13 protein-coding genes are annotated in these 16,614 nt (G+C 71.6%); 5 read left to right on the top strand and 8 right to left on the bottom strand.

Annotated features, from left to right (window positions below; translation table 11 throughout):
- Positions 1-67 precede the first annotated feature (67 nt).
- From ADL25_RS14345 to ADL25_RS48955, 5 genes are all read right to left on the bottom strand, one after another.
- Positions 68-1,432, bottom strand: a complete 1,365-nt coding sequence (locus ADL25_RS14345) for an FAD-dependent oxidoreductase (RefSeq protein WP_059128085.1) — start codon at positions 1,430-1,432, stop codon at positions 68-70.
- 99 nt (positions 1,433-1,531) lie between these two features.
- Positions 1,532-2,653 (bottom strand): PP2C family protein-serine/threonine phosphatase, encoded by a 1,122-nt coding sequence (locus ADL25_RS14350; protein ID WP_234380905.1) that lies wholly within the window; start codon positions 2,651-2,653, stop codon positions 1,532-1,534.
- Between the two features lie 169 nt (positions 2,654-2,822).
- On the bottom strand, positions 2,823-4,361 hold the full coding sequence (locus tag ADL25_RS50480) for an NlpC/P60 family protein (protein WP_059128087.1): 1,539 nt from the start codon (positions 4,359-4,361) through the stop codon (positions 2,823-2,825).
- 355 nt (positions 4,362-4,716) lie between these two features.
- Positions 4,717-9,117, bottom strand: coding sequence for a cation-translocating P-type ATPase (locus ADL25_RS14360; protein ID WP_079050335.1), 4,401 nt, complete (start codon positions 9,115-9,117; stop codon positions 4,717-4,719).
- 86 nt (positions 9,118-9,203) lie between these two features.
- The gene (locus tag ADL25_RS48955) at positions 9,204-9,371 is read right to left on the bottom strand and encodes a hypothetical protein (RefSeq protein ID WP_159044924.1); all 168 of its coding nucleotides are present in this window, start codon (positions 9,369-9,371) and stop codon (positions 9,204-9,206) included.
- Between the two features lie 93 nt (positions 9,372-9,464).
- Here ADL25_RS48955 and ADL25_RS14365 point away from each other — a divergent pair, with 93 nt between their 5' ends.
- From ADL25_RS14365 to ADL25_RS14375, 3 genes are all read left to right on the top strand, one after another.
- Positions 9,465-9,644 (top strand): hypothetical protein, encoded by a 180-nt coding sequence (locus tag ADL25_RS14365; protein WP_147318058.1) that lies wholly within the window; start codon positions 9,465-9,467, stop codon positions 9,642-9,644.
- A 533-nt stretch (positions 9,645-10,177) separates the two neighbouring features.
- Positions 10,178-10,882: a helix-turn-helix transcriptional regulator gene (locus tag ADL25_RS14370; RefSeq protein WP_059128090.1), complete on the top strand. Its 705-nt coding sequence runs from the start codon at positions 10,178-10,180 to the stop codon at positions 10,880-10,882.
- A complete protein-coding gene (locus tag ADL25_RS14375) occupies positions 10,879-11,847 on the top strand; it encodes a pyridoxal-phosphate dependent enzyme (RefSeq protein WP_059128091.1) in 969 nt (322 codons plus the stop codon). Before ADL25_RS14370 ends, ADL25_RS14375 begins: the two co-directional genes overlap by 4 nt.
- Positions 11,848-11,898: 51 nt before the next feature.
- Here ADL25_RS14375 and ADL25_RS14380 read toward each other — a convergent pair whose 3' ends face one another.
- On the bottom strand, positions 11,899-13,086 hold the full coding sequence (locus ADL25_RS14380) for a PP2C family protein-serine/threonine phosphatase (protein ID WP_059128092.1): 1,188 nt from the start codon (positions 13,084-13,086) through the stop codon (positions 11,899-11,901).
- Between the two features lie 248 nt (positions 13,087-13,334).
- On the opposite strand from ADL25_RS14380, the gene ADL25_RS14385 reads away from it, so the two are divergent.
- A complete protein-coding gene (locus tag ADL25_RS14385; protein WP_059128093.1) occupies positions 13,335-13,811 on the top strand; it encodes an SRPBCC family protein in 477 nt (158 codons plus the stop codon).
- 94 nt (positions 13,812-13,905) lie between these two features.
- On the opposite strand, the gene ADL25_RS14390 is transcribed toward ADL25_RS14385, so the two are convergent.
- Positions 13,906-14,661, bottom strand: coding sequence for a YqjF family protein (locus ADL25_RS14390; RefSeq protein WP_059128204.1), 756 nt, complete (start codon positions 14,659-14,661; stop codon positions 13,906-13,908).
- 211 nt (positions 14,662-14,872) lie between these two features.
- Here ADL25_RS14390 and ppk2 point away from each other — a divergent pair, with 211 nt between their 5' ends.
- Complete coding sequence (gene ppk2 / locus ADL25_RS14395) at positions 14,873-15,676, top strand: polyphosphate kinase 2 (protein ID WP_059128094.1); 804 nt, start codon at positions 14,873-14,875, stop codon at positions 15,674-15,676.
- A 31-nt stretch (positions 15,677-15,707) separates the two neighbouring features.
- Here ppk2 and ADL25_RS14400 read toward each other — a convergent pair whose 3' ends face one another.
- Complete coding sequence (locus tag ADL25_RS14400; protein WP_059128095.1) at positions 15,708-16,574, bottom strand: universal stress protein; 867 nt, start codon at positions 16,572-16,574, stop codon at positions 15,708-15,710.
- Positions 16,575-16,614: the final 40 nt, after the last annotated feature.

Consider the following 16,614-nt stretch of genomic DNA (forward strand, 5'->3'; position numbering starts at 1 on the left):
GGCTCCTGGCCGGCGGGCCCGCCGCCCGGCCGCGGCATCATCCGTCGCGGCCGGGCGGCGTCGGCGTTCAGGCGCCGCTCGCCCGGAGCATGTCCTCGCGCTCGACGATCTTCACTCGCTCACGGCCCTGCGGTTCGCCGAGCGCCTTCTCCGCGGCGTCGAGCCGGTACCAGCCGTCCCAGGTGGTGAAACGGACGTTGCGCTCGGTGAGGAACGCGTCCACCGACTCGGGGTCCGGGGAGGCGGGCGTGTGCAGGCGCCCGTTCGCGTGGTCGTCGAGCAGGTTGGCCACCGTCTCGTTGGCGTCACCCTTGGTGTGACCGATCAGACCCACGGGACCGCGGCGGATCCACCCGGTCACATAGGTGGACTGCAGGTGGCTGCCGCTCTCCTCGATGACCCGACCGCCCTCGTCGGGGACCGTGCCCGAGTCGATGTCCCAGGGCAGCTTGGCGACGGGGTCGGACAGGTAGCCCACGGCGCGGTAGACCGCGCTGACGTCCCAGTCCCGGAACTCGCCCGTGCCCTTGACGTTCCCGGTCCCGTCGAGGGCGGTGCGCTCGGTGCGCAGGCCGATGACGGTGCCGTCCTCGCCGAGGATCTCGGTGGGCGACTCGAAGAAGTGCAGGAAGAGCTTGTGCGGCCGGTCGCCGATGTCCCGGATGGCCCAGTTCTCGAGTGTCTTGGCCACCATGTCGGCCTGCTTGTTTCCGCGCCGGGTTGCGATCGAACCCTCGTCGTAGTCGATGTCCTCGGGGTCGACGACGACCTCGATGGCGGGGGAGTGGTCCAGTTCCCGCAGCTCCATCGGGCTGAACTTGGCCTGGGCCGGGCCACGGCGGCCGAAGACATGGATCTCCAGAGCCTTGTTGGCCTTGAGGCCGTCGTACACGTTCGCCGGGATCTCGGTGGGCAGCAGCTCGTCGGCCGTCTTGGCCAGGACGCGCGCCACGTCGAGGGCGACGTTGCCGACCCCGAGGACGGCGACCTTCTCGGCCGTCAGCGGCCAGGTCCGCGGCACGTCGGGGTGGCCGTCGTACCAGGAGACGAAGTCCGCCGCGCCGTAGGAGCCGTCGAGGTCGATGCCGGGTATGTCGAGGGCCCGGTCGGCCGTCGCGCCCGTGGAGAAGATCACGGCGTCGTAGAAGGCGCGCAGATCGTCCAGGCTGACGTCGGTCGGGTAGTCGACGTTGCCGAACAGACGGATCTGCGGTTTGTCCAGCACCTGGTGGAGGGCCGTGACGATGCCCTTGATCCGCGGATGGTCCGGAGCGACTCCGTAACGGATGAGGCCGAACGGGGCCGGCATGCGCTCGAAGATGTCGATGGACACGCCGGGGTCGGTGGCCACCTCGGACTTCAGCAGCGCGTCAGCGGCGTAGATTCCGGCCGGACCGGCACCGACGACGGCTACCCGCAGGGGGCGGGGCATGATCAGTTCCCTTCGAGCGAGGACAGACGGCTCGATCGGAAACTTTAAACTAAGGCATGCCTTACCTGGTACGCGGGTCCGCTCTATGACCTCATAAGGCTACTTTATGCCCGTCGGCTCCATGGCCGGCTCCGGGGTCAGGAGCAGCATCGTGACGTCGTCGCCGATGGTGCCGCAGTAGTGGACGAGATCCACCCACACCCGCTCCGTCGTCGTGCCGGGGTCGTCGTCGACAAGACCCGGAAGCCGGTCGATCAAAGGGTAGTAGGTGCCGTCGGGGTTCCTGCCCTCCCAGATGCCGTCCGAGGCCAGGAACAGTCTGTCGCCATGCAGCAGCGGCAGGGTCACCTCGTCGTAGGCATCCTCCGGGCACAGGCCGAGCCCGAGGGGCGTGCCGGGGGTGATGTGGACCTCCGTGGCCTTCCCGTCCTGGAGCAGCACGGGCGGCGGACTGCCGCAGACGATGATCCGCACCGTGCGGGCGTCGGGGGAGAACTCGAGCAGCGCCGCGGTGGCGAACAGTTCGGGACGCCGGGCCTCGGCGGAGTCGACGAGGAGCCTGCGGTCGAGCCGGGCGGCGACCGAGGGCAGGTCCGGCTGGTCGAGCACCGCCTCCCGGAAGGCGCCGAGCAGGGAGGCGACCGTCGCCACCGCGGACAGGCCGTGGCCCTGTACGTCGCCCATGACCACCCTTACCCCTTGGGGGCTCTCGCGCACGTCGAAGAAGTCGCCGCCGACGAGCGTCCCGCGCTGGGCTGCCCGGTACAGACCGGTGCAGCGGACCCGGCCGACCTTCTCGGGCAGCGGGGGGACGACGGCGTTCTGCGTCGCTTCCGCGACGGTGCGCTCCAGATCGAGCTGGGCGTCGCGGTGGCTGCGCACATACGACACGAACACGCTCAGCAGTGCGACGAAGCCGATGGTCAGCAGGTCGGTGTTGCCGGGGTGGTCCAGATGGAAGACCCGGGCGTGCTGCAGGGCGACGACCACGACGCCGAGGACGGCGGTCGCCGCCGGCCCGTAGGACAGCACGGCCAGCGGCGGGATGGCGCCGAGCAGGAAGCCGATGTCGAGCGGCTGGGGGCTGATCAGGGTGGCGATGCAGACGACCAGCAGCAGTCCCACGGGCATGATCCGCACCCACCACGGGGGCGGCGCACCACGCAGCCAGCCCCGTCGGCTCCCGTCCCGTCCCTGCACCGTGTCCCGCACGCTTCGCACACCCCCACGCTCCTACGCGAAGCCGCGCGACGCACGCCGACGACGGCCCTCGACCGGTGGGAGCAGGCGCGGGTGGAAAGCCCCCTGACCGGCCTCCGGGCCGGTCAGGGCCGGTCAAGGGGGCCCGGGGCGCGCGGTGTTCCTTCGGTCCGGCTCCTCGTGGCCGAGGTCAGGCGGGCCGTGCCGCGCCGTGGATCGCCGCGTTCCCCGCGAAGAAGATCGACTCCTCACGGATGTAGGACCCGGGGCCGGGCGCGTGGATCATCATGGCGTCGCCGGTGTAGACGCCCACGTGGCTGCTGGTGTCGTAGAAGAAGATCAGGTCACCGGGCCGGATGTCCGTGAGGGGGACGGTCGTCCCCATGGCCCCCTGCTCCTGCGCGGTGCGGGGGAGAGCGACCCCGGCGGCCTTCCAGGCGGAGCGGGTGAGGCCGGGGGCGTCGTACGAGTCCGGACCCGCCGCGCCCCAGACGCACGGCTTGCCGATCTGCGCACGCGCGAAGGCGAGTGCCTGTGCGGCCTTCATCTCGTACCCGGAGCCGGGCACCGCGCCGATACCGAGAGGGATTTCACCACCGGTCGTCCCGGCGAAGGCGTCCGGGGCCACGGACACGTCGGCACCGGGAAACGCCTCGGGAAACGCTTCGGGAAATGCCTCGGGAAACGTCTCGGGGGAGGCGAAGGTGCCGGTGGAGGCGAACGTGTCGGCCGTGGCGAACGTGCCGGCCGTGCGGAAGGCGTCGGCGGCGGGGGCGGCGCCCGGGTAGGTTTCGGCGGCGCTCAACGCGTCGGTCGTGGGGAACGCGGGGCTGTCGGTGAACGCTCCCGTCGGGACGCCGGCCGTCAAGGCGTCGGTCGCGGCGAACGTGTTCCGGGCGACGAAGGCGCCGCCGACCGTGAGCGCGTCGGTGACGAGAGGCGGTTCCATGACGGCCGGGGCCGGGGAGGCGAAGGCGGGGCCCGGCTCGAGGGCGGGCTGCTGCTGCCACACGGCCGGGACCTCGGCGACGGGCCGTACCGGCTCGGCGGGTGCCGGACGCACGCTCTGCCGCGCCGTGTGCTGGAGCAGCAACTCACGCGCATCGGCCAGTTTCCGGTGGGACTGCTCCTTGGAGCTCCTCGGGGCGGACGACGAGGGCTTCGCGGCGGACGCCGGGAGTGCGTTGGGCGCCGGGACCTGCGGCCGAAGCTCCGGAGCGGCCGGCAGCGCGGCCACAGGACCGGCGGTCAGTTCGAGGGGCCGGGCGGCCGCCCGGCCGGCGGGTCCGGCGGTCAGCTCCGGAAGAGGGCGGCCGCCCGGCTCGCGGGAGCCGAGGTCGTCTCCGGCGCGCTGCGCCCGGAGCATGGGCCGTTTTTCGGCGATCGGGCTCCGGTCGGCGGGCAGTGCCGCCGGAACGATCGGTCCCAGGTTCGCGCGCGCGGCGTCGAACCACTGCCTGGCGATGGCGTCGAGCGTGGGATCGGTGCGTCTGCGCTCGCCCTCGACCGCCGGGTTGCCGCGCTTGCCGTTGCCCGCCGCGACGGCCCGGGTGGCGTTGAAGGTCCCGCTGTCCGTCTCGGCGCGGTCGTAGAGGCTGTGGATCCGTTGCTGGACCTCGGCGCGGCTCGGCGCGTCGTGGCCCCCGGGACGGGAGCCGCTGGTGGGGGCGGAGTCGCGGAAGCCGGGGAGGTCGAAGCCTCCGGAACGCGAGGTTCGCTCCGACGCCATGAGGACGTGCTCCTTCCGTGCTCCGCCTGCCCGAGAGAGCGATGGGGGTCCCCGGGCCGCTCGGACCCCGGGGAGGGTTCGGGCGGACGAATCCGGAGGGTGTGTCCCACGGCCCCTGCCCGGTGGGTGGTCGGGCCGGTCCGCACTGCGGCCGATGGGCCCCGGCTCCGGCGGTGCCGGTGGTGCACCGGACTCGGCGGAGGCCGTGCAACCCGGCGAGGTTCGCCGGTGGGAGTCGTACGGCCCGCCGACAACCTAGCCAACTTGTGTGGCCGGCGTGAAGATTGACGAGCCAAATGTCCGATACGTAATTGTGACTTTTATCTTGGTGCCTCGCAGGGAAAGGGGCCGCCGTTCAGGACGTGGCCGCGACCGGTCCCCGGTGGGCGACGACGGCCCGGGCCCGGCCGACGAGCGCCGGGAGGAACGGCGAGGCCACCGTCGCTCCGACCGCCGCGGACAGAGCGATCGCCCAGGCCACGGGGCCCAGCGGGGTGCAGCCGAAGAACTGGCTGAGGACCGGGGTCTGCACCACTGCCGCCAGCGCGGCCAAGGAGCCCAGGGAGGAGCCGACGATCTCCCAACTCCGGCCGCCGGCCAGCAGGGTCTGGCCGAGCTGCGTGGCCACGAGGGCGACCAGTGCGACGGTACGGGCGCGGGCTGCACGACCGGTGAAACGGGCGGCGAGCCAGCCGGCCGTGGCACCGAGGGCGGTGGCCACGGCACGGCAGACCGTCTCCTCCGTGAGAGCGGTGCCCAGGGAGACCTCGGGGCCCTCGTGCAGCAGGCGCTCGGCGGCCTCGGGGTTGGGTGGGCGCAGAGCGACCGCGATGGCCGGAGCGAGGTCGGTGAAGAGGTTCACCAAAAGGAGTTGACGAGCCGTCAGGGGTGAGGACCCGGTTGTGGCGGCGCCGAGGAGGGTGAAGGCGATCTCACCGAGGTTGCCCCCGACGAGGATCGCCAGAGCCTGCCGCACCGAGGCCCACATGGCACGGCCCTCCACGAGGGTGGCGAGTACCGTCTCCAGCCGGTCGTCGGTGACGACGAGGTCGGCGGCCGCCCGCGCCGCCGGAGTGGCCCGGGTGCCGAACGCGATGCCGATGTCCGCGAGCCGGATCGCGGGGGCGTCGTTCGCGCCGTCGCCGGTCATCGCGACGGTCCGGCCGAGGCGTTGGAAGGCCTGGACCACCCGGACCTTGTGCACGGGGGTGCCGCGCGCGACCACACCCACGTCGGGCAGCAGCGCGTCGAGCGCCGAGTCGTCCAGGTCGTCGAGTTCGGCACCCGTCACCACGCGTCTGCCGTCCAGTACACCGAGTTCGGCGGCCGTGGTGCCGGCGGTGCTCGGGTGGTCCCCGGTGATCATCACGATCTGCACGCCGGCGTCCGCCAGTTGGCGTACCGCGTCGGCGGCGGCTCCGCGCACACGGTCGGCGAACGCGAGGAAACCGAGGAAGTCCAGATCGCGTACGGCGTCGTCGGTGAGTTTTCCGCCGGTGGCATCCCGGAGTTCGGCGACCGCGAGGATGCGATGGCCCTCCGCCGCCAGCTTCTCGCCGGTGGCGAGAACGTCCGCGCGTCCCTCCTCGTCCAGTGGCCGGCCGTCCAGGGTGGCGCAGCGCTCGACGACCTCCTCCGGGGCTCCCTTCACGGACAGGACCGTGTGGCCCTCGGTCCGGCCCAGGGTCGCGTGGAAACCGCGGCTCGGCTCGAACGGCAGACTGGACAGGCGCTCCCACTCGGGCGCCCGCGTGGTCCTGTGTACGCCCGCCTCCTCGGCGCCCGTGGTGACGGCGCCGTCCGTGGCGTGCTCCAGTCCTGCGTCGCCGTGCGGGCGAGGGGTCGCCCGCAGGGCGGCGGCGAGGACCGCGCGCTGCTCGTCACCGAGCGACTCGAGGGGCCGGTTCTCCCCGTCAGCCGCGACGGCCACGAGGGAGATGTGCCCGTGGGTGAGGGTTCCGGTCTTGTCGAAGCACAGGACGTCGGTGCGCCCGGCCGCCTCGATGGTGCGGGGGTCCCTGACCAGTGCGCCGCGCACGGAAAGCCGCCGGGCGGAGGCGAGTTGGGCCGCGGAGACCAGGAACGGCAGCCCTTCGGGGACACTGGCCACCGCCAGGCCCACGCCCGCGCCGACGGTGTCCCGCACGGCCCGCCCGCGCAACGTGCCGGCCGCCATCACCGCCGCCGCCGAACCGAGCGCCACGGGCAGCGTGCTGCGGGTGATCCGGGCCAGCCTGCGCTCCACCCCGACGGCGGGGGCGGCTCCCCGGCCGACCGCCGCGGCCCGGCTCGCCTCGGTCGCGGTACCGGTCGCGACGACGACGGCGCGGCAACGACCGGCGGCGATCGTGGTGCCGTCGTAGACCATGGACCTGCGCTCCGCGAGGTCCGATGCCAGGACGGGTGCGACGTCCTTGGCCACCGGGAACGACTCGCCGGTGAGTGCCGACTCGTCGACCTCCAGGTGATGTGCCTCCAGCAGGCGGGCGTCGGAAGGCACCACGTCGCCGGCGCTCAGGGCCACCACATCGCCCACGACCAGTGCCTGGGCGGGCACGGTGGTCTCCGCCCCGTCGCGCACCACCTTGGCCATGACGGCCGACTCGCGGCGCAGCCGGGCCACCGCGCGGTCGGTCCTGTGCCGCTGGAAACCGCCGAAGAACCCGGACAGCGCGGTGACCGCCACGATGACGACGGCGTCGAGCACGGCACCCACGGACACGGACATGGCCGCCCCGGCGCCGAGCACGGGTGTGAGCGGATTGGCCATCTCGGTCAGATAGGCACGGGCGAGCGAGGACGTGCGCGCCTGCTCACCGGTATCCGTGCCACGCCTTCGCACCTCCTCACCGGTCAGCCCTTCGACTCTGCTGCCGGTCCTGTCGAGCACCGTGGACGGGGCCATCGCATGCCAGGGATGACGGGTGGCGGCGGTCGACGGCCGTGGACGACGCAGCAGCCGCGCCGCCGACCAGACCCCGACGACGGTACCGAGCGCGGCCGCCGCGCTGAACGCCGTGACGCCGCGCTCCTCGGGCCGCGTCGACCGTCCGGCCAGCACCGCCGTCGCGCCCACGGCCGCTGCCGCCTGGGCGAGCCGGACTCCGCGGCGCGCGCTCTCCCGGGCGCCACGGCAGGCGCGCACGAGGAGAAGGGCCGCCGCCAGGTCGCCGCCTTTCACATAGACGTCCGCGCCCCAGGGCGGGGCGCCCTTCGGGCCGGTCAGGCCGACGCCGACGTCCGCCGCTCGAAGGGCGTGCCGGTTGCGCGAGACCAGCAGCACCCCGTCGCCGTCCCGCTGGAGGTCCCGAACGGAGTGGGTCAGCCGCTCGCCCGCGTCGCGTACGGCGTCCGCCTCGCGTACCGCCGGGTCGCCGGTGTGCGCGCCCGCGACCACGATGGTCAGTCCGGCCGCATGGGCTGTGGGCACGAACGCGGCGGCGGCGTCGTGCAGCTCCGGCACAACGCTGATCACGGCGAGCAGCCGGTGCTCGCGCGCCAGTCCCAGCACGAGTCGCGCGCCGTTGTGCTCGAGGCGTTGCCGGGCCTCGGATCCGGTACGTCCGTGCAGCGAAAGGCGTTCGACGGGTCCCAGCTCCCAGTCGCCGTCGCGGACTGCCTTCTCGGGTGCGGAGCCGTCGAAGAGCCGGTGCGCCATCGCGGCGAGGTCTCCAGCGGGGGCGTCCTCGTCGAGGGCGATCAGATCGGCCAGCAGATGGGACCCGGTGGCGAGGGCGTCCGTGTCGAGGAGCACGGTGCCGACCCGGTCCAGTGAGCGCAGGGCGTCGGAGCCGGGAACGAGGACCCCCCTGCGGGCGAGGCCCCGGCCGAAAGCGCAGGCGAAGCCTTCGCGGGCCAGCAGCGGCGCCTTGGGTACCGCCGCCAGAGCACCGCCGACCGCCTTCCCTGGCTGCCCGGTGACGAGGAGCGCGCCGGCGAATGAGGCCGCTGCCACGAGGGGTGCGTGGTCGGCGTACCGCTCGACGGGTCCGCGCTTCAGCGGTGTACGGCGGGGCGGGGGCGGGGGCGCCACGTCGTGGGAAGCGGCCGCGGCGGTGCCGGTCAGGTGCGGTTCTGCGGCGGCCCAGGCGGAGCGCTCCGCGTCGGCCTCCATCACCCGGAGCGTGTGCCGTACGGCGTCCACCGCCGTCCCGAGGAGCCCACCGGATCCTGCCTGGCCGAGCGCCGTCAGTCCGGCCATGAGCATCTTGGCGTTGTGGGTGCCCACCGCGCGCTCGACGAGAGACCTCAGCCGGGGCTGCGAGTCGATGATCGGGAAGAGGGAGGCGACCCAGGTGGGGACGGGCGCGCGCCGGGTCAGCTCGCTCGCCGCGGCGAGCGGCGCGGCCGCCATGTGGACGGCCACCGCCCATGCCGCCCGGCGGAGCGTGTCACCGGAGAGGGGATGATCGGGCAGTGGGTGTTCGACGCCATGGGCGTCTTCCGCGGCCTCGACGGCCTCGATGAGGACCGACACGATCTCCTCCGTGTCGCACGGATCCTCCGTGGCGACGACGGCGTGTCCGAGCACGGTGTTCACCACGGCCCAGGCCACCCCGGGCACGTCCGAGAGCCGGCGCTGTACGTCCTCCGCCAGCTTCTCCGCCTTGGGTCCTGGCAGTTCGCCCTCGCTCAGGCCGCGCACGGCGATGTGGGTGCGACCTTCGAACCGCCGCACGCGCTGTCGTGTGCCGTTCGCCAGCGCAGCGGAGGACGACACCACCGCCCGCAGCAGCCCGCCTCCTGGCAGTGCCACAGCGCATCACCCGCTCCCGTAGGAGGACGTTTCGGTCCAGCCGTATATACAGCAACAAACTGGATGAGTAGCCACAAATCGGCGATTCAAATCAGATGCGCGCGGATACCCGGTTGGCAAGGAGCAATGGGCACGCCGCAACAGGCGCGCTGGAACACGCCCACGCCGAGAGAGGAGGCCGGGGGATGGCCAAGCAAGGGCTGGAAGAGCAACAGAAGCGGCACACGCATGAAGGGGCGGGCCTGCACCTTCATACGCGAACGGTGCACCCCGCGTTGACGATTCCGTACATCACCAGGGGTGACATGACGAGTACGGCGAAAGCGGCGACATCACGGATGCCCGGCATGCCCGCGAGCAAGGACCTCGTGTTCTACGGGGGTCTGGGCGCGATGGCCGTGGCGGGCGCCCTCGAATGGCCGGTGGCCCTCGCCGTCGGCGGAGCCACGTATCTGCTGCGCGGGGGACGGGCACGCAGAGGCGGCGCCGACATGCCGAGCGAACACAACGGCGGAAGGCGCGGCTAGGACAGAAGGCGCGGGCAGGACGGACGGAAGGCCTGAGCGGCACCGAAGGCGCCCGGCGGTGAGACGGTACCGCCGGGCGCCGCCGATGCCGGGGCTGAGGGGGGCGTGTCAGGCGGCGGCCGGTGCGGTGGCGGTGTGCAGGCGGCGCGAGAAGGCGGCCCACAACTCCCAGGCGAGACGCATGAGGATCGCTTCGGCGAGCGCGACGCCGATCTTCGTCGCCACGGTGACAAGTATCTGGCCCATATCGGTCGACTTTCTGTTGGTGCGATGCGGCGGTCCGATATCCGACGATGCGGCCTGTTCGTCTGATGTGGGTGCACTGTGGCTGTACGTCCGGTGTTTCTTGGGTGAACGACAGAAGAACGAGATGACCGCCGTCCGGCTGGCGCCCGCCTCGTTTTGGATTTTCTGTCCAGTGGTCTAGATTCTGAGTACAGCAACGTTCCGCAGGATCCGGGGAGGGTGCGTGACGTTCGTGCGATGGGCGGGGGTGTTCCGCCGCCGTGAGCCGACGGCCGCGGAGGTGACCTGTGTCGGCTGAGGAGCAGGACGCCGTCATCGCGGCCCTGACGCCCGTCGTCGACGGCATCGTCGCGACGCTCGGCTCCTTCTGCGAAGTGGTCGTCCACGACTTCCGCCGCCCGGAGAACTCCGTCGTCGCCATCGCCGGCTCGGTCACAGGGCGTGCGGTCGGCGGGTCGATGAGCGAGATCGGCATGGGCCTCCTCGCCCGCGGCGACGAGGCGACCGACGAGCTGAACTACGTCACCCGCACCCCGTCCGGGAAACTGCTCAAGTCGTCGACCATGCTCCTGCGCGACCCTTCCGGCACGGTCTTCGGTGCGCTGTGCGTGAACGTCGACATCACCGCCGTGAACCAGGCCCATGCCCTCATCGGTGAGCTGGCCGGGGTCACCGGAGCCACCGCCGTGCCCACCACCACGTTCGGCAACGACATCGACTCCGTGGTGGACGCCATCGTCGACTCCCACCAGTTGAGGCAGAACAAGCAGTGGTCGGAACTCAGCCGGGACGAACGTCTCGGCCTGTTCCGCAGCCTCGACGAGCAAGGGGTCTTCGCCGTGCGTGGCGCCGCCCAGCATGTCGCCGAACGGCTCGGGATCTCCCGGGCATCCGCCTACAACTACCTGGCCCGGGCCCGGAACGCATCGGAAGGCTCCGTCCCGGACGGCAGCGCCCCGACCCGCACAGATCAGGACGGAATCCATTCATGACCGCCCCCTCCCTCGTCACCCTTGCGGACGTCCGCGAGGCCGCCGCGCACATCAAGGGCGTGGCGCACCGCACCCCGGTGCTGCGCTCGCGCACCCTGGACGAACTGGTCGGCGCGGAAGTCTTCGTCAAGTGCGAGAACTTCCAGCGGATCGGGGCGTTCAAGTTCCGCGGGGCGTACAACGCCGCCTCACGACTGCCGGCGGACCAGGTGGCCAAGGGCATCGCCGCCTACTCCTCCGGCAACCACGCCCAGGCGGTCGCGCTCGCCGCCCGTGAACTCGGCACCACGGCCGTGATCCTCATGCCCGAGGACACGCCGCGCTCCAAGAGGGAGGCGACCGCCGGATACGGAGCGGAGATCGTCACCTACGACCGGTACACCGGGGACCGGGTGGCGATCGGTGAAGCGCTCGCCGCCGACCGCGGCCTGGCGCTGATACCGCCCTACGAGCATCCGCACGTCATCGCCGGACAGGGGACCGCGGCCCTCGAACTGATCGAGGAGACCGGGGACCTCGACGCCCTGGTCGTGCCCGTCGGCGGCGGAGGTCTGATCGCCGGCAGCGCCACGGCCGCCAAGGGGCTGCGGTCCGCGACACGGGTCATCGGCGTCGAACCGGAAAACGGCGACGACACCAAGCGCTCACTGGAGGCGGGCCGGCGGATCTCCATCCCCGTGCCGCGCACCATCGCCGACGGCCAGGCCGCCGACACACCAGGAGAACTGACCTTCGCCGTCAACCGACGGCTGGTGGACGGCATCGCCCTGGTCAGCGACGGACAGATCCGCGACGCGATGCGTTTCGCCTTCGAGCGGATGAAACTCGTCGTCGAACCCAGCGGCGCGAGTGCGCTGGCCGCGCTGCTGGCCCACCGGATCGATCGCCTGCCGCGCAGGGTCGGGGTCATCCTCTCCGGAGGCAACATCGGCGCCGAGCGTTTCACCGAGATTCTCGGCGGCTGACCCGGCTCCGCCGGCCGTCGTGACGGTACGGCGCGGGACGGCCTCCTCCGATCACGCGCTCCGCTGCTCCGTTCCGGAACGGTGTCGGAAACCGTTGGTGTGGATGCCCAGTCCGTGATGACGGTGCCGGTGCGCGGTGGGCGTGCGATGGAGGGCGATGAGGGCCACGTCGTCGTCGAGAGGACCGCCCGTGTGCTCGTGGAGGTCGCGCCGTATGTGGTGCAGGAGCGTCTCCGGACTGGCATGGGTCCACCGCGTGAGGCGGTCCGCGAGGGGATAGAAGCCGCCGTTCTCGTCGCGTGCCTCGATGACGCCGTCCGTGTAGAGCAGGAGGGTGTCGCCCGGCTCGAACGAGAACACGTCCAGGGTGTAGTCCGCCGGGCTCGTCGCGTGCACCCCCATCGGCGGCGACGGATGCAGGCTGGGCACGGAGACCTCGTTGCCGGGGCTCAGCAACAGGGGTGGAGGGTGACCGCAGCTGGTCATCCGGGTGACCGGATCCCCGTCGGGGATCTCCACCAGCAACGCGGTCGCGAAGCGCTCGCCGAGCTCCTCGATCGGCTCGAAGTCGGCCAGGTACCTGCTCACGCTCTCCTCCAGGGAGGCCGCCAGGTCCGGCAGGGAGTCCTGCCGGTGCGCGGCCTCGCGGAAGGCGCCGAGAAGCAGGGCGGCCTCGCCGATGGCCGACAGGCCCTTGCCGCGCACGTCGCCGATCATGACGCGCACGCCGTTGTCGGTACGGGTCGCGGCGTACAGGTCGCCCCCGATCTGCGCCTCGTCCTCGGCGGCCAGGTACAGGCACGCGACCCTCAGGGGGCCGATCTGCTCCGGCAGCGGCCACAGCAGGACATGCTGTGCGGCCTCGGCCACCGAACGGACCTGGGCCAGTTGCCGTCGACGCCGGTCCCGGACGGAGCAGTAGACCACGATCACTATCGAGAGCAGCGCGAGCGTGGCGATCTGGACGATGTGGTTCGTGGTGGACAGCCCGCCGTGGAACGCGGCGATGATGGTCTGCGCGGCGACCGCCAGCGCAGCGACGAAGGCGGTCGACCGGGTACCCGCGAACGACGGGGTGAGCGCCGGCGCGATGACGAGGGTGGGGCCGAGATGGACGTCCTCGGGCGAGTGGATGTCCACCAAGGTGATGACCACGATCAACGCGATGGGGAGAAGCAGCAACGCGTGACTCGACTGCCACGGCTGCCGCAGACAGGCGAGTCTCGATCGGAGACCCATGTACTCCACCCTGCCTCGCCACCCGTGGGGCGGCCACCGGATGCCCACGGGTGGCGAGGGGCGACATCGCACGCGTCGCTCACGGTCACCGCGCGGGCCCTCCGGGTGACCGTGCGACGGGGGCGCCCGGCCTTGGCACACCGGAACATCTGTAAAGGGATGATCCCTGGGTACCCGCCGCACTGTGCCTGGAACCGTGCGGCGGGCCGACCGCCCTGCCGCCGCCGATCAGCAAGGAGGAGGCGCAGATGAGCATCGTCAAGGAGGCGGTGGACGTCGAGGTCCCCATCCACACCGCCTACAACCAGTGGACCCAGTTCGAGGAGTTCCCGAACTTCATGGGAGGCGTCGAGGAGGTCAGGCAGATCGACGACCGCCATAACCGGTGGACCACCAAGATCGTCGGAATACGGCGGGAGTTCGACACCGAGATCGTCGACCAGCTCCCCGACGAGCGGATCACGTGGCGCACCACCACCGGCGACTCGAGGCAGAAGGGCACAGTCCGCTTCCAGCGCCTGGACGACGCGCACACGCGGGTGGAACTCGTGATGGATGTCGAACCGGGCGGAGCCCTGGAGAAGGCCGCGGACATGTTCGGGGTCATCGACCGGCGCGTCAAGGGCGACATGCGGCGGTTCAAGGACTACATCGAGCGCCGTGAAGGCGAGTCCGGTGCCTGGCGCGGACGTATCAAGCCCGGTGAGTCCGGCCCGCCCCGGTGACTCCGCGTAGGTTCCCCGGCCGGAAGGAGACCGGGGAACCTCGGCGTGGCCCGGGATGTTGCCGCCGCGCGCCGGCGCGGTGGCCGCAACGGTGTCAAAGGGTCCGGAGCGGCTGCGGCGGTACGACGGTAGGGGTGCCGAACCGAACGGCGACTCCGGGGGAGTAGAGCACACTGACCGGCCCCTGCGTCATGGGAGGCAGACCGGCGGCGGTGACAAGACCGTCGTCCAGGTCCAGCAACTCGGCCCGGAACAGCGGCCACGGTTCGTGCTCGTTGGGCAGATGCACCGTACGGCCGTGCCATGTCACGTGCAGTCCCCATCGTGCCGTCAGAAACCTTTCCAGCCGGGTGGGTCGGACGATCGGGCGACCGGTCCGCACGACGGCACGGCTGACGGGCCCGGCGGCTGCCGGATGCCGTCGGCGGCAGCTGTAGGTGATGACGTCGCCCTCACGCCGCAGCCGCATCGCCGACCAGGTGTAGGGCAGCCTGACACCGAGCCGGCCCACCAGTGCCGGTATCAGCCGTGCCGCGTCCAGGGACCGGAACACCACACCGCGCCGGCCCTGTGCGTCCACCGAGTAAAGGCGGACGTTGGTCTCGCAGAACGTTCCGAGATACGGGAGTCCCGGTCCCGGGCCGAGACCGGCGGCGCGCATGAGGAACGGGACCAGGCCGACGTAGGTCGCCCCGTCGAGGGCGTCGGGACGTGTCCCCGCCGGCAGCAGCGTGGCCACCCGGTCCGGCTCCACCGGCCAGTGCAGGAAGGTCAGTTGCCGCCAGCCCTGCACGAGTACCGGCCGTCGCACGGGGCGCGGGGTGGACAGCGTGATCGGCTCGATCTCCATGTCGCAGCGTACCGGCACGGGGGAGGGTGAGGGGCACGGAGCGGTGCGGAACGGCGGTCCGCCCTCCGGCGGCAGCGCGGACGGACGGGAGATGACACCTGCGCAGGTCGTGACCTGCGGGTCCGTGGGCCTGTACGGCGGGTGGGGATAGTGTTCGATCCAGGGCACGGGCCGGACACGGAGACCCGCACGTCATCGACCTGGAGGCGGCATGGCCGACAAAAAGACGGAAACGCTGCCACGCAAGACGTACGAGCTCGAACTGCTCCGCCTGCAGACCGAGTTGGTGAAGCTTCAGGAGTGGGTGCGGGCGGAGGGCGCCCGGCTCGTCGTCATCTTCGAAGGACGGGACGCGGCGGGCAAGGGCGGGACCATCAAGCGGGTGACCGAGCACCTCAACCCTCGGGTCGCGCGCATCGCGGCACTGCCCAAGCCGACCGAGCGCGAGCGCACGCAGTGGTACTTCCAGCGGTACGCGGAGCATCTCCCGGCGGCCGGCGAGATCGTGCTGTTCGACCGCAGTTGGTACAACCGGGCCGGCGTCGAGCATGTGATGGGCTTCTGCACGAAGGAGGAGTACCAGCTCTTCCTGCGCCAGTGCCCCATCTTCGAGCGGATGCTGGTGGAGGACGGGATCCTGCTGCGCAAGTACTGGTTCTCGGTGAGCGACGCCATGCAGCAGGAGCGCTTTCGGCGCCGGCTGGAGGATCCGCTGCGGCGCTGGAAGCTCTCGCCGATGGACCTGGAGTCGATCACCCACTGGGAGGCGTACTCCAGGGCCAAGGACGAGATGCTGGTGCACACCGATGTCTCCGAAGCCCCGTGGTACATCGTGGAGAGCGACGACAAGCGCCGGGCCCGGCTGAACATGATCGCTCACCTGCTGGTATCCGTGCCGTATCACGATGTGACGCCGCCGGTGCTGGAGCTGCCGGCGCGGCCGGCGTCGACCGGCTACGAGCGCCCGCCGCGCGATCTGCAGACGTACGTCCCCGACCATGCGGCGAGTCTCTGACGGCGGGTCACCGGCGCGCGCGGGGCGAGTCTCAGTCGTGCGCGACGACGGCGACGGGGGCCGCCGCGTGGTGCAGGACTGCGTGGGTGACCGAGCCGATGTGGGCGCCGAGCGGGCTGCGGCGGACACGTCGGCCGACCACCACCAGCGATGCCTGATGTGAAGCCTCGACGATGTGCTCGGCGGCAGGCCCGAACCGGGACTCGCCCTTCACCTCCACGTCCGGGAACTTCCGCTCCCACTCGCCCAGCATCTCGGTGAGCGTGGCCGTCCGTTCCCGTGCGACCTCGGCGTACAGGTCCACGCCCGCGGCCAGGCCGTAGGCGTACGAGGACGGAAGGCTCCAGGCGTTCACCGCGTGCACGGAGGTGCCGCGACGAGCGGCCTCCTCGAAGGCGAAGGCGATCACGGAGGCATCGGGGGAGGCGATGTCGAGCCCGAGGACGACCGGGCCCGAGCGGTCCGCGGCGCGCTCTTCGAGCGCCCGGACCAGTACCACCGGTACCTCGGTGTGCGCGATCACGGCCAGGCCCACCGACCCGACCAGGAACCCTCCGATGCCGCTCATGCCACGGGACCCGAGGACCAGCACCACGGCACCCTTCGCCGCGTCCGCCAGCACGTCGGCGGGGTGGCCGGTGAGCTGTTCCTCGGCGATCTCCACGCCCGGATGACGTGCCCTGAGCTCCTCGGCCGTCTCGCGCGGAATCCTCTCGCTCCAGTGCTGACTCGTCTCCGTGCCGAGGAGCGGGGCCTGCGCCATGGGCTCCGGTACGGGCTCCCAGACATGCACCAGCTTCAGCGGTACGCCGCGCAGCCGCGCCTCGCGGGCCGCCCACTCGGCTGCGGCTCGGCTCTCCTGCGAGCCGTCGATCCCTGCGACCACCGTGTGCGCCATCGCTCTGCCTCCCGGACTGAGTGTGGTCTCCACAGTGGCC

It is taken from the genome of Streptomyces sp. NRRL F-5122, assembly GCF_001507435.1.
Lineage (GTDB): Bacteria > Actinomycetota > Actinomycetes > Streptomycetales > Streptomycetaceae > Streptomyces > Streptomyces lannensis.